Genomic DNA, 12,435 nt, shown 5'->3' with positions numbered 1-12,435 from the left:
TCACCGGACTCCGGGTGTCGGCACGGGATGCGTGCAGGTGGAGCAGGACGTGAGGCCGATGTTCACCCAGGCGTGCCGGGCCTGACTGTAGATGACGTTGGGGACGACATCGGTGCGGAGATCCCCCGCGGCACCCGCGGCGACCATGACGAAGGCGTACGGCACCGTACGGTTCCCGTCGTAGACCGGCTGCACGTGGTAGTGGACGTCGTCACCGCTCCGCACCCGCTGCTCCGTCTCGCTCTCGAACTTGTACATGCTCCCGGTGCGGCCGGGGTCCGTGGCGTCCATGGAGTTGGCGTTCGTGGACCGGCCGCAGGTCGCCTCGTTGTCGAGCCGCCCCTTGCCACCGAGCAGGGCTGCCAGGAGGTGGCATGCGTTCACCGAGTACCTGGTGTCGTCGACACCGAGTTCCGTGGCGTACTGCTTCGCCCACTGGTATCCGGGGAGCCCTCTGGATTTGGCCTCGGTGCCCCCGTCCAGGCTGGTCGCGGTGAGGCACGCGTCCACGCCGGTGGCCCGCTTGCCGTTGGCCTTGTCACGGTCGCCGTACTTCACCCAGCCGGCACCGCCACACCCGTCCGACTCCTCGTCCGACGTGCCCCCGGAGAAGTAGAAGCTGTCCGACGAGCCGAGCCTGATGAGCGCCAGGGAGGCGGAGATCTTCAGCTTCGTCAGCGGGTCCACATGCTTCAGATGCGCGCTGTGCGTCACGCTCAGCGTCGCCGTGCCGATCGAGTGCGTCAGCTTCACCGCGTGGGCGCGGATCGCCGCGCGGATCGCGGCCCGGCGGGCGGCGGCGATGCGGGCCGCGCGGGCTGCCTCGGCGGCGCGTTCCGCGGCGGTGGGGCCCCGGTAGGAGTAGCGGTAGGAGGAACGGTACGACGAGCGGTACGAGGACCGGCCACCGCGCGAGGAGCGCGAACCGCCCTCCTCGTCCTCCTCCTCGTAGCGCTCCTCCTCCGCACGGGCCTCCTCGCGCTTGGCGTTGGCGATGTCCTCGTCGTCGTCCTCGTAGGAGTAGTCGCTCTCGGACGCCTCGGCGGCCTCGTCCGCGGCCTCGCCCGCCTCCCAGCCCTCGTACGCCTCGTAGCCTTCCTCGATGCCCTCGCCGAGCAGCTCGGCGCCTTCGTAGAGGGCGATGCCCTCGCCGATGCACAGGTCCTCAAGGCAGTGACCGCTGGGGTCGGTGTTGGTGAGCGGGGCGTCGCCGCCGTAGGTGTACGGGTTGGCGTTCGTGCTGTCGCCCACCGCCGGGTTGTCGACGGTGTCGGCGGAGTCGAAGGCACCCGTGCCGGGCGTGTACCAGCGGGCGTGCATGTCGACCGCGCCGGTGGTGGGGTCGGTGAACTCGCCCTGGTAGCCGAGGTCGCCGGTGAGGTTGCCGGAGGTGACGGTGCCCCAGGGGTCGTAGCCGGCGGAGCCGGTGAGGGTGGTGCCGGTGCCGGTGAACTGGCCGATCAGGTCGCCGTGCAGGTCGTTCAGGGCGAGGGTGGCGCCGGTCGCCGGGGACGATTCCCCGGTCAGGGCGCCGGAGGCGTCGCGGCTGTAGGTGGTGGTGCCGTCGGAGGCCACCAGGTTGTCGGTGCCGGAGTAGGTGAGGGTCGCGGAGCCCGCGGTGACGGCCCGGCCGAGGGCGTCGTACGTGTAGGACGTGGAGCCGGCGGTGATCTGCTGGCCGTAGGCGTCGAAGGTGTAGGCCGTGGCGTCCTTGGCGGCCAGGGTGCCGCGCGCGGTGTAGCTGTAGGTGTGGGTGCCGTCCGAGGTCAGCTGGTCGCGGGCGTTGTAGGTGTAGGTGGTCGAACCCGCCGTGAGCCGGTTGCCGTCGCCGTCGTAGGTGTAGCCCGTGGTGGTGGAGCCGGAGGTCCAGGAGGTGAGGCGGTCGGCGTAGTCGTAGACGTAGGTGTTGGTGGCGGCGCCGCGCACACCCGTCGTGGTCTTGCCGGTGAGGTTGCCGTTGTCGTCCCAGGCGTAGGCGATCGACGCGATCGTGGTGCCGGAGGGGGTGGCGAGGGTGTCGGTCTTCTCGCGGTGCTGCGCGTCGTAGCCGAGGCTGCGTACGTCGCCCGAGCTGCCGTAGGTGATCGTCCTGGGCTGGGAGAGGGCGTTGTACTGGTAGGTGAGGGTGGTGCCGGTCGCCGCGTCCGTGTCGGTGTTCAGGCGGCCGTCGGTGTCGTAGGTGTAGGTGCTGGTGCCGGCGGCGTCGGTGCGGGTCAGCGGGGATTCGTCGGCGTTGTAGGTGAAGGACGAGTCGCCGGCCTGCCCGGAGGTGGCGAGGACGTCGCCGAGGGCGTTGGTGTCGTAGGACTCCCAGGTGCCGTCGACCGCGCCGGCCACCAGGTGGCCGTTGAGGGAGTAGCTGAAGCTGCGGGTCGCGGTGGTCGCGTCGGCGCCGGTCGCGCTCTGGCCGGTGAGGTCGTCGAGGGCGTCGTAGGTGTTGGTGAGGGTGACGCCTCCCGGGTCGGTCTGGGTGACCAGGCGGCCGCGTTCGTCGTAGGTGTAGCCGGTGGTGCGGTCGGCGTCGCCGGTGTAGCCGGTGACCGCCGGGACCTCCTTGGTGGCGGGCAGGCCCAGCGAGTTGTACGTGTAGTACGTGGTGTCGCCGTTGCCGTCGGTGTAGGCGGTCTGCCGGCCGGTCGGGTCGTAGCCGTACTCGGTGGTGATGGACGCGTTGTCGCTGACGGGTTCGGTCTGCTGGGTCACGTCGCCGGCGGCGTCGTACTGGTAGCTGGTGGTGTGGTGGCGGGCGTCCGTGGCCGTCTTCAGCCGGCCGTCGTCGGTGTAGGCCGCCGACGTGGACGACAGCACCGTGCCGTCGGTGTCCAGGTTCGCGGTGGCCGTCTCGCGGCCGGCCGCGTCGTAGGTCGCCGTCGTGGCGGTCCGGTCCGGCAGCACGGTCCTGATGACGTCGTCGCGCAGGTCGTAGGTGTACGTCGTGGTGTCGCCGGTCGTGTCGGCGGCGGTGTGGGTGCGGCCCAGCGCGTCGTACGTGTACTTCGCGGTGACCCCGCTGACCGACGCCGTCTGCGAGACCTGGCCGGCGGTGTTGTAGGCGGTGTCGGTCTCCTGCTTCGTCTGGGCGGTGGTCGACGTGTAGACGTACGCCCAGTCGCTGCTCGCCCGGCCGAGGTCGTCGTAGCCGTGGTGGGTGACCGAGCCGTAGGGCGAGGTCTCGGTCAGCCGGTCGCCGGCCAGGTCGTAGGAGTAGGTGAAGGTGCCGCGGGTGTCCGTGCCGTCGACGGAGATGGCCGGGTCGGTCTGCTGGACCAGGTCGCCGAGCTGGTCGTAGGTGTAGTCGGTCTCGCCCTTGGCGTCGGTCTCGCTGAGGGTGTCGCCGGCGGCGTCGTAGGTCCAGGCGGTGGTGGCGGAGGTGCCGTTGTACGACGGGAGGGTGGTGCCGGTCCTGCGGCCGTCCCGGTCGTAGGCGGTGGCGGTGATGTGGTGGTCGGCGTCCTCGGACTCGGTGCGGTCGCCGAAGGTGTCGTATCCGTCGAGGGTGATCGGGTACTCGGTGTCCGTGGCTCCGGTGCCCGGGGTGGTGACGGTGACCGCCGGGCCGGTGGTGGTGGTCAGCCGGCCGGCCTGGTCGTTGGTGTAGTGGGTGACCTGCTGCTCGGCGTCGGTGGAGGTGACCTTCAGGCCGCGCTCGTCGTAGCTGGCGCCGGTGGTGAGGGTGAGGGAGCCGGAGACGTACTGCGCGGAGGAGAGCGTGTCGCCCGCCGCGTCGTAGGTGTACGTCCACTTCTGCGCGGGGTCGCCGGCCGCGTCGGTCTCGGTCGAGGTCAGGACGTGGGAGTCCGCGTCGAAGGTGTACGCGGTGGCGCGGTCCAGGACACCCGGGTCGACGGCGGTCGCGGTGGTGCGGTCGGCCGCGTCGACCGTGTACGTCGTGGTCAGCGTGCCGTTGGCGGTGGTCTTTCCGGTGAGGTTGCCCGCGTCGTCGTAGGAGTCCTGCTCGTCGACGGAGGAGGTGCCGGCGGAGCCGGTGCGGGTGACCTGCTTCGTGAGGCCGTTGTCGTAGTACGCGTAGGTCGTGGTGACGCCGATGCCGTCGGTGAGGGTGTGCAGGCGGCCGGCCGGGTCGAAGGTCCGCTGTTCCAGGAGTTCGGCGGCGGCCGTGGCGGGGGTGGCCGAGGAGCCCGTGTAGTCGGTGAGGGTCTTGCTGAGCAGGTTGCCGTTGGCGTCGTAGGTGAAGGCGTAGGCCTGGCCGCCGGGGTCGGTCTCGGTCTTCCTGTTGCCGTAGGCGTCGTACTCGTAGGCGGTGCTGTGCTGCTCCGGGTCGGTGACCGTCTGCGGCTCGCCGAAGTCGTTGTAGACCGTTCCGGTGGTGCGGGCGGTGTCGCCCCCGGTGGTGTCGGAGACGGTGCTGCCGAGGACGTTGCCGTCGGCGTCGTAGGTGCGGGTGGTCAGGGCCGTGTGCACGACCGCCTGGTTGACGGCGTCGGGGGTGGCGGGGTCGAGTTCGGTGAGGACGCGGCCGAGCGGGTCGTAGGTGTAGTGGGTGACGAGGCCGGCCGGGTAGGTGTCGGAGATCTCGGTCCTGGTCAGGACCCGGCCGACGGCGTCGTACGTGTACCGGGTGACCAGGCCGAGTGGTGAGGTCTGCTGGGCGAGGTCGCCGTTGGCGTAGTAGACGTACGAGGTGGCCGCGCCGCCGGGGGTCGTGGTCGAGGCGAGCAGACCGGCCGGGGCGACGGTCCCGGAGACGTAACCGGCCGTGGTGGCGCTGGTGTAGGTCTTCTTGGTGGCCAGGCCCGCGCTGTGGCCGGTGACCGGCGGGGTCGTGCTGGTGAGCAGGTTGCCGTTGGTGTCGTAGGTGTCGACGGTCTGGTAGGTGGTGTCCGTCGAGCCGGCCGAGCGGCCGTCGGAGGAGGTCAGCAGCTGGTCGTTGCGGGGGTCCGTGTCGGAGGAGGTGTTGAGGTAGTAGGTGTAGTACGACGTCGAGCACTTGGCGGCCGACTGGTCCTGGCAGGTGGTCCGGGAGACCACGTCACCGCGGGAGTTGTGGCCGGTGGTGGTCACGTCGCCGTTGCCGTCGGTCGTGGTGTACACGAAGCCGGAGGTGTCGTAGCCGTAGGACGTCGTGGCGCCCGTCCCGTCGGTGTCGGTGAGGATCCGGCCGCCGTCGGACAGGTCGTAGGTGCTGCTGAGGGTGTTGTTGCCGGGGTCGGTGACGTCCACCGAGGCGGTGGCGACGGTGCCGCCGGCCTGCTTGTAGGCGTTCCACTGGGTGGCGACCTGGGCGGAGGTCAGGTTGTGGCCGTAGAAGGCGACCTCGGCGATGGAGCCCTTGAAGTAGCTGACGTCACCGGGCGAGTCGAGCCAGCTCTTGGCGAAGCCGGCGCCGATGTAGGTGAGGGTGTTGGACTGGTCGGCCGGGGTGCCGGAGAAGGTGTCCTGCTTGGTGCCGTCCAGGAACAGCGCCTGGCTGTCGACGTCGCAGCTCAGCACCGCGTAGTGCCAGGCGTTGTCGGTGACCGTGCCGGTGGAGCCGAAGTCGGCGCTGCCGGAGCCGCTCACGCTCCACCAGTGGCCGTGCAGCTTGCCGTCGGAGCCCACGTACAGCACCGGGGTCCAGGTGCCGGAGGCCGCGGTGGCCCCGTCGATGGCGGTCGACTGGTCGCCGATGAGGACGCCGGCGGTGGAGGTCTTGAACCAGATGCCGACGCTGCGCTTGGTGTCGGTGTGCAGCAGGCCGGCTGGGACGGAGACGTAGGAGTCGGTGCCGTCGAAGGAGGCGGCGGTGTTCGCGGTGCTGTCCTTGGCGCTGAACGGGCCGCTCACCCCGAGGGTGACGTTGTTGAAGGTGCCGTCGCCGCCGTCGACCTCGTCGTCCGCGTAGGCCGCCGAACCGTCGTCGCTGTCGTCGCCGAGCTGCCAGTAGCCGGCCGGGTCGGCGCCCAGGACCGAGCCGCGGAAGACCGCGCTGGAACCGGCCACGGTGGGGGCGCCGAGCTTCCAGGTGCCGCCGTGCTCGTCGGTGACCTGGGTCAGGCGGTCGGCAACCGTGTCGTAGGAGACGGCCGCGGTGGTGCGCCCGGCGGGGCTCACCTCCTTGGTCAGCAGGGCCGCGCTGGTGGTGCCGGCCGCGTACAGGTCGCCGACCTGGGAGGCGGTGAGGGGGTGGCTGTAGAAGGAGACGTCCGAGAGGGAGCCGGTGAAGTAGCTGACGGCGCCCGGGGAGTCGATCCAGGAGTCCGCGAACCCGGCACCGATGTAGGTGTCGACGTCGGACTGGTCGTCGGGGGTGCCGGAGAAGGTGTCCTGCTTGGTGCCGTCCAGGTACAAGGTCTGGGTGGAGCCGTCGGAGCTGAGCACGGCGTGGTGCCAGGTGTTGTCCGTGACGGTGCCGGTGGAGCCGAAGTCGCTGCTGCCGGAGCCGCTCACACTCCACCAGTGGCCGCGCAGCTTGCCGTCCGAGCCCACGTAGAGCACGGGTGTCCAGGTGCCGGAGGCCGCCGTCGCACCGGTGACCGACTTGGACTGGTCGCCGATCAGGACGCCCTTCTTCGACGTCTTGAACCACAGCGACACCGCGCGGGTGGTGCTGGCGTGCAGCAGTCCCGCCGGGACCTTGACGTAGCCGGCACCCGCGAGGGTCGCGGCGGTGGCGGCGGACCCGGTGAGCGGGCCGGCGCTGCTGCCCAGGGTGGCACCCTGGTAACTGCCCGCGTCCGTCTGCTCGTTGGCCAGGACCGAGGAGGCCGCCGTGGTGCTGCCCGACGGCTCGTCCAGGCGCCAGGAGCCGCTCGGGTTCGCGTCCAGCGCCGCGGAGGGGTAGTTGGAGCCCGCGATGTAGGTGTACGCGTAGCACGAGGTCGACGCGGTCGACGGCGCCGAGGTGGCGGGCGGGCACACGGAGGTGAGCTGGTCGCCGGTGTAGCCGTAGCTCCACAGCGCGGCGGTGCTCGTGTCACCGCTGGTGGCGGCATCGGTGGTGACCGTGTGCACGTGGTAGTGGGCGGCGCCGGACGGCTTGGACCAGGTGAAGTACAGGGTGCGGCCCGAGACGTTGTTCTTGATGGTGCTCAGCCGGTACGAGGTGTCGTAGGTGAGCGACTCGGTCAGCCCGGCGTGGGTCTTGATCTGCGACAGCAGCCAGATATTGGTGCCGCCCGGGGTGTCGAAGGTGTACGTCGTGCCCGAGGTCTCGGTCAGCGAGTACCCCGCCGAGAGGGCCTTGAAGGTGCCGAAGCTGCCGGTGGGCGGCGTGTAACCGGAGGACGAGTAGCCCCAGCGCTGCTGTTTGCCGCCGTCGTCGGTGACCACCACGCTCTTGGAACCGTCGTCGTCCATCACCGCGCGCATGTCGGCGAGCGCAGACCAGCCCGCACCGAACGCCCCGGCAGTGCTGGTGTCCAGGGAGTTGTAGGAGCGGGTCACCTCCAGCGCCGGGCCGACGGTGGTGACGGAGGCGTCGGTGGCGGCGGTGGTGTAGTTGCCGGCCTCCTCGTCGTACCCGTGTCCGCCGTTCTGCGCGAGACGTGCGGCGACGAGCGGTTGGGCGACCAGGGTGGACAGGCCTCTGCTGCTGCTCGTGGTCGTGGACCAGCCGTCGTCGGCGGAGACCGTCCAGTAGTACGACGTCGACCAGTCCAGGTCGCCGGAGGGGACGGTCCACTTGGTGGAGGTCTGCCAGCCGGAGGTGTCGATCTGCTTGCCCGCCGAGGTGTAGACGGCGAAGTCGTACTTGAGGGAGGAGTTGGGGAAGGTGTCCGGGTCGACGGCCTTGACCTGGAGTTGCGGACGCAGTGACGGCGAGACGAAGTTGGCCGCGGGGTTGGTGCGTTCGATGTCCGGCGCGGAGTTCTTGCTGTAGGTCAGCGTGATGTACGGCGCGTGCGAGTCGACCTGGGAGGAGTCGAACTTCTTCCACTGGTAGGAGCTGGTCCCCGAGGAGAACACGGACAGGCCGTAGTTGCTGGTCTCGCCGAGGGCGACCTCCTGGAAGTAGTCCGTGTCCAGGTCGGTGGTCTGCCACTGGCCGGTGCCGGTGGAGACGGAGGTGTTCCCGCACACCGTGTCGGAGACCGTGCCCGACCAGGTGCCGATGGATGCGGCCGTCGCCGGCCGGTCCGACCAGGACTTCTGGCCGGTCACCCACCACTGCTCGGTGATCGGCATCACGTTGTACGAGGTGGCAGAACTGCACGTGTACGCCCACACGTCGAACAGGTGCAGGGCGGCGGCGCTGATGTGGTAGCCGTCGGTGTCCGGCAGCCCCAGGAACTTCATGAACGCCTGGCCGATGTAGGCGCCGCCGTCGGGGGTGCCGACGCGCAGGGTGGTGTCCGACGAGTAGTCGGCGGTGTTCGGGTAGTAGACGTAGGTCGTGAGGGTCTGCCCCGCGGTCGACACCGTCATCGTCGGGTCGACGGTCACCGGGAAGGCGATGTCGGAGCCGGACAGCCAGGACGGGTCGAGGGACATCTTCACGGCCGGGGTGCCGTCGACGTCGGTGACGCTGTAGGTCATGCCCCAGTTGTCGTGGGACTCGCCGGTGGCCGGGTCGACGTAGGAGTCCCGGGCGAACGGCTGGGGCAGCGACGCGGCGACCGTACCGTTGCCGTCCACCAGCTCCACCGTGCCGTCGGCGGCGGTGGTCAGGGTCAGGCCCTTGAGGGACATCGGGAAGACCCAGCTGGTCGGCGCGTTCGCCGAGGTCAGCACCAGGGACTCCTTGACGCCGTCCGCGGTCGGCGCGAGCACCAGATTCGTGTCGGTCAGGACGCCGTCGTACTCCACGGAGGAGCCGGAAGCTGTGCCGGACACGGCATTGGCACCGGCCAGCGACCAGGAGACGGACTCGCTGTCGGAGAGGGTCAGGGTGGCCAGGTCGCCCTGGGCGGAGGTGCCGGAGCTGACGGTCGGGCTGGGCGAGGCGGTGGGGTCGTCGGAGGCGGTCGCGGTGTCGGAGGCGGCCGTCTTCCAGGTGAGCGCTGCGGGGACGACGGAACCGCCGCCGCCCCGCAGCGCCGACCGCTGAACCGATTCGCCAGCTGCGGCGGCAGGCGCGAAGGACACCCCGAGGGAGTTGGCCGTCTCGTGCCAGCGGCCGTCGTCACCGCGCACGACCTTGGTGTCGATCGGCTTCCAGGTGCCGTCGGAGTCCTTGAAGTTGATCCGGGACTGGGAGACCTTGCGGGTGAAGGAGCCGTCGGTGTTCTGGTAGTAGTCGAACTGGGCGCCGGACCTGGCCGCGACGCGCTTGCTGGTCTTCGGGTCGAACCCGGTGGCCGCGGCACCGGAGCGGGCCTTCACCGCGGTGGTGTGCGGCGCCTTCCAGGCCGCGAGCTGTCCCCTGCCCCTGCCGGGCGCGCGTCCGGCCGGATGGCCCTTGACGTCCTTGGCCGCGTTGACGTCGGCGGCCGAGCCGGTGCTGGATCCCGGCCCCGAGCCGTCCTTGCCGGCCAGCCACTTCCACAGGTGCCCGAGATCGGCGCCGAGGGAGCCGGAGGGCCGGGCGGCCGCGTAGGCGGCGCCGCCTTCCTGGGCCCAGAAGGACACCACCAGCGCCAGAACCACACCCCACACACGCCACCGCACCAGCGGACGCACGCCACCCACCGACTTTCCCCCACGCACAGCTATCGGACAGAAGCAGCCGATGCGTCAGGGCGTCGCCGTGTTCATGCAGGCTGTGGCAGCAAGTTGTAAGTGCACTGTGAACGGATGAACAAGATCTCTTGTGAACTCCGGAAGGAACCCTTTGCCCGGACGGGGAACAACCCACAGCCTCGCAACCGCTCGTTCACCTCTGGATCACCTGGTGACCACCGGATGACGGGGTATGTGGAGGTTCACAGCACGTGAGCCAGTCCCCCGCCCGGTGCCGGTGCCGGTGCGGTCAGGTCGTCATGGTGCGTCGGGGTGCCGGGCTGCTCCGCGGTGGCCGCGAGGATGGACTGCTGAAGGCGGCGCAGGCGTGCCGACGGCTCCAGCCCCAGGTCCCTGACGAGGAGAGTGCGCAGCTGCTGGTAGACGAGGAGCGCCTCACCGCGCCGGCCGGAGCGGTGGAGGGCGAGCATGAACCGGGCGTGCAGGTTCTCGTGGGAGCGGTAGCGGCTGGTCAGGACGGTGAGTTCGGCGAGCAGTTCGCGGTGCCGGCCGAGCCGGAGGTCGGCCTCGATCCGCAGGTCCAGTGCGCACAGCCGGCTCTCCTCCAGCCGCCGCGCCTCCACGCCCAGATGGGTCCCGGTGGGTACGTCGGCGAAGGGCGGGCCGCTCCACAGGTCGAGCGCCCGGCGCAGGATGCCGGCGGCGCCGGCGAAGTTCCCGTCGTCCATGGCGCGACAGCCCTGCTCGCCCAGCCGCTCGAACTGCCGGACGTCGCTGAAGCCTTCTCCGGCGGCGAGCAGATAGCCGCCCGGCAGGGTCGTCAGCACGTCCTTCGCGGACCGGGCGGCCACGTCCGGGGGATCCTCGCCGCGGCGCAGCGCCGCCGCGATGAGGTCCCTGAGCTGGAGCACATAGGTCTGCAGGGTGGTGCGGGCACTGCGGGGCGGAGTGCCCGCCCAGAGCTCCTCGATCAGGGTCGGGACGGACACCACCCGGTCGGCGCGCAGTGCCAGCAGGGCCAGCAGCTGGCGGGGCTTCGGTGCGGTGGGGGCGATGGAGGCCCCGTTCTCCCTCACGTCCAGTGCGCCCAGCAGCCTGATGTCCACACGCGTCTCCCTGACCTTCTCAACTGACACTCCGCCAGTAGAAAACAGCATGAACGGTCTGTCAACAGGCAGTTGACCGGATCGCTTCCGGTGGACCGCCGGAGAACGGCGACGGGAGTGCCCCCCACCCCCTCCGGGCACCGAAAGAGCAGGTGGTGCAGCCCTTTCGATGCCCGGAGGGATGGCTCGCGGTAGACCCGATCGCTCGAATCGGCGGCGGAACCAGACGGAATCTCACCCTCGGGTGACCCTTAAAAGAGACCATCTGGTCGGTTACTTGGCCGTCGCTCGGGTCAGGTCTCCTGTCGGCCGGGGACGGCGAGGAGCACGATGCCGAGCGCCAGGACCGCCAGTCCGCACCAGGAGACGCCCGGCAGGCGCTCGCCCAGGACCGTGACTCCCAGGACCGCGGCCACGGCCGGCTCGGCCAGCGTCAGGGCCGTCGCGGTCTGCGGGGTGGTGTGGCGGAGTCCGTGCCCGAACAGGCGGTAGCAGAGGAAGGTGGTGACCGCCCCCAGGTACAGGACGACGATCGCTCCCCGCTCCGTCAGCAGCCCGCCACCGCCACCCCACAGCACCACCGGCAGCACGAGCAGTGCCGCTCCCGCGAACATCACGCCCATCACGGCGCCGGAGGCATACCCGCGGGCGATGAGCTCTCCGCCGACCAGGGCGTACACCGCGTACGACAGGCCGGCGAGCCCCGCCAGCAGGACGCCGAGGGCGTCGACGGGAGCACCGTCGCCGGTGAGTCCCGGGCCGAGGACCAGCACCGCGCAGCCGAGGACGGCCGCCGAAGTCGCGGCGGCCCAGCGGACGGTGGGCCGCGACCCGCGGACGAACCAGGCCAGGAGGCCGGCGAGAACGGGGGCGCCGCCGAGCGCGATCACGGTGGCCACGGCCACGCCGGTGCGTGCCACGGCGGGGTAGAAGGTGAGCGGGTAACCGGCCACCGCGAGGGCGCCCAGAGCGAGCAGCCTGCGTTCGCCGCCACCGCAGGCACCGGGCAGGGCGCGGCCGCCGGGTGCGGTCAGGAAGAGGAGCAGGCCGCCGAGGGCCAGGCCGGCGGCGCCGACGCCGGCGGCCGGTACTCCGGCGGGGGCGAGGGAGGCGGCGGTCCCGGTGGTGCCCCACAGCACGGCGGCCGTGAGGATCGGGAGCGGTCCGGCGAACGGGCCGGTACGGCGGGGACGCGGGCGCGCGGCGGCAGCACCGTCCAGCGCGCGGGACGAGCGGGATGAGCGGGATGAGGAGTCGTTCGGCACAGTCGTGAACTTCCGTCGTCGAATACCGTCTGCGGACTGGTTTCGATACGGGCGCACGGCACAGGCTCCGGGCCGCCTCGGAGGCAGGGCCGGGAGCGTGGGTTCGATCCGTCGGCGGGTGCGCCCGTCAGGCGCAGAGCGGCGGCAGAACGACGTGCCAGTAGGTGTTCACGGGGCGATCGTACAGGGGCGGCCGACGGGACCTGGCGGACACGGCCTCCGGCCGGCGGGCGGACCGGGTGGTCCGCAGTCGGCGCGACGGCCCTCGCCGCCCCTGGGCTCGTCCGGCGTGCCGATCGATCTTGTCGCTCGCGTGATCAACGGCGTCTGCCCGTCGCACGTCGATGATCCCACCAGTGTCACTTGTCGTATAGTTCGACCAAGTTTTGGCCAACGTGCGTCGATATCGTTTCCCGGCGCCTGCCCGTGGGAGAGACTCACCCGCGGAGGGGGGACGAGCACGTCCGTTTCACGCCGGACGTGCCATCCCGCAGTGTCGCGTCGCC

The 12,435-nt window shown here is 70.7% G+C and carries 3 protein-coding genes; all 3 read right to left on the bottom strand.

From position 1 onward, the window contains the following. The gene (locus ACFZB3_RS34630) at positions 1–9,567 is read right to left on the bottom strand and encodes a LamG-like jellyroll fold domain-containing protein (protein ID WP_391382550.1); all 9,567 of its coding nucleotides are present in this window, start codon (positions 9,565–9,567) and stop codon (positions 1–3) included. Between the two features lie 233 nt (positions 9,568–9,800). Next, the gene (locus ACFZB3_RS34625; RefSeq protein WP_391382548.1) at positions 9,801–10,664 is read right to left on the bottom strand and encodes a BTAD domain-containing putative transcriptional regulator; all 864 of its coding nucleotides are present in this window, start codon (positions 10,662–10,664) and stop codon (positions 9,801–9,803) included. Positions 10,665–10,957: 293 nt separating this feature from the next. After that, positions 10,958–11,929 carry an EamA family transporter gene (locus ACFZB3_RS34620; protein WP_391382546.1) on the bottom strand — a complete coding sequence of 324 codons (972 nt, stop codon included), beginning with the start codon at positions 11,927–11,929 and terminating at the stop codon, positions 10,958–10,960. Between the last annotated feature and the right edge of the window lie 506 nt (positions 11,930–12,435).

This window comes from Streptomyces sp. NPDC008092, from assembly GCF_042957285.1.
Classification (GTDB): domain Bacteria; phylum Actinomycetota; class Actinomycetes; order Streptomycetales; family Streptomycetaceae; genus Streptomyces.
Note: the sequence above shows the minus strand (reverse complement) of the source record. Positions and strands in the feature narration are given on the sequence as shown.